The organism is Endozoicomonas sp. SESOKO4 (genome assembly GCF_024606275.1).
In genome coordinates this window covers 1-1,442 of record NZ_JAHHPS010000201.1, presented here as the reverse complement: position 1 = coordinate 1,442, position 1,442 = coordinate 1, and the positions used below count along the sequence as shown (strand labels likewise).

General features: G+C 36.1%; 1 protein-coding gene. It reads right to left on the bottom strand.

Annotated elements, in window-relative coordinates; all coding sequences use genetic code 11:
• Positions 1–240 precede the first annotated feature (240 nt).
• Complete coding sequence (locus KDK16_RS03910) at positions 241–1,122, bottom strand: EamA family transporter (protein ID WP_257274761.1); 882 nt, start codon at positions 1,120–1,122, stop codon at positions 241–243.
• Positions 1,123–1,442 lie beyond the last annotated feature (320 nt).

The following is a 1,442-nucleotide window of genomic DNA, read 5'->3' as shown; positions in this document are numbered from 1 at the left end:
TCAATTATTGAGAGTCATGAATCAAAAGAGGCGACATCTATCCTGACACAGCGGGTTATCTCGCAATACTTCCAGCCCTGGCTTAATAGATCTAAGTATGGTCAACCAGCCTGAATCTTTATGCACATTAAGTCCACGCGCCAATCCGTTAAAATCTGTCCTCGAAAAGCAGGGGGGAGTCTCCCCCCATCTCGAACGGTTACATGAGAATTACACTTACTGTCTTATACCAATGATACTTCAGCGGACCACAACACCTTCTTCTTTTACAGTTTTCCTGGTGCTGCTAAAGATATAATATGCAGTCAAAAACAAGGTAACTGTCATCATTAATGCTGCTTTCAGATCGAAATTTGAACCGAGCGACATCTCAGAAATGTAAGACAAGAGTGGAATTAGCGATAAGCACAAAATAGTGATAACGGGCTTAGTTTTTTCCATACCTATTTGCAACAAGAGCATTGGCAAAAGAAACCCCAATAAAGATAAGACAGAAGCTTTGAGCAAGAAATAAACATCAAAATTCCAACCCCCAGTAGTATATAGCAAGAAAGCAGAGCATATTGCAGATCCATAAAACCTATAAGCGAGAATTTTTTCTCGCGAAAGATCATTCATACTTCCTTGATTTGATATAGTCGCAATATATGCGGCTCCAGCTCCAGCAAGAATACTCAGCGTTAGGCCTGTAAAAATTTTGATATTAAAACTTTCAATTGAAAAGCTAAGCGTCACTAGACCGAACAAAAAAATAAGGACTAATAGTGGAATATTATTCTCAAGCTTTTTTATATAAATATAAGTAAAAAATACTGCCAACAGTGGGGATGAAGATGCCTCAATAAGGCTCGATATAGAAGGTGGAATAAATATAAGTGACAAATAAAAGCCAAGAAAAGCAAAGCTGGTTGCAATATTCAGCCTGAATAGTTCATGTATTTCTTTTGCTTCTAAACAAAGATTCCCTTTTTTATATAAAACCATTGAAAATACCAAACCACACAAAAGAAATGAAATCAATGAATACTGTATAATTTCACCGGGTTCAAATTCTTTCGAAACATAAGCAAACGAAAAAGCCTGAATTGATACAGACATTAATATAAATAATACAGGGTGCACTTGCAATTCCTCAACAGCAGGTTTTAAAAAGGCCTGAGCTTTCTAAACTATGAAGCTTTTCAAGAGACGCATTGAAAACTGTTTTCTCTTCATGAGCAAAAAATGCTATCCCATAATCCCCAGTTGTTGATAGTGGATTTTGAGGTTTATAAGATAAACTCGGGGTATCAACTATACTATGAAAAGCTGGTAATCTACGCAAAGAAAACAAACCTTTCCGGTTTAATATTTTTCCATGACTCGCATTTCTTAGATAAACCATTGCAAAGTGTTTTTTTTAGAGGTTTGTTTTTTTTCAACACGTTTGTAGAAGCTTTTTG